The organism is Undibacterium sp. Ji22W (assembly GCF_049340305.1).
Classification (GTDB): Bacteria; Pseudomonadota; Gammaproteobacteria; order Burkholderiales; family Burkholderiaceae_D; genus Undibacterium.
Genome location: NZ_JBMPOU010000012.1, coordinates 1 through 458 on the forward strand (window position 1 = coordinate 1; position 458 = coordinate 458).

At 52.2% G+C, this 458-nt stretch carries 1 protein-coding gene; it reads left to right on the forward strand.

Going from position 1 to position 458, the window contains the following annotated elements; all coding sequences use genetic code 11:
- Positions 1-458, forward strand: a 458-nt coding sequence (locus tag ACO0KW_RS20370) for a Calx-beta domain-containing protein (RefSeq protein ID WP_423055172.1), incomplete at both ends; no start/stop codon positions are given.

Genomic DNA, 458 nt, shown 5'->3' on the forward strand with positions numbered 1-458 from the left:
GGTGAAGGTGGTAATTTAGTCTTTAGTGTCACCTTGAGCGGCACCAGCACGACAGCGACGACAGTGAACGTGACGCCATCTTCTGGTTCTGCAGTATTGGGAACTGACACAGGCGTACAACAAGTCTCCACCGATGGTGGTGTGAGCTGGACGACTTTGGGTAGCAGTGTCGTGGTACCAGCGGGAGCGAATGGCTTTCAGGTACGTATTGCAACGACGAATGACGGTGTGATTGAAGGATCTGAAACGATTACTTTATCCGCAGCGACAGCACAAAATACTGCCGCGATCGTGGGTACAGGCACGATTACGGATGGCGCAGTACCAACGATTAGTATCAGTGGTCCGGGCGACGTGAATGAAGCGGCAGGAACAGTGACGTACACCGTGAGTTTAAGTAGTGCGAATGCGGCACCAGTGAGTGTTAATTACAGTACGGCCAATGGTAGTGCAGTAGC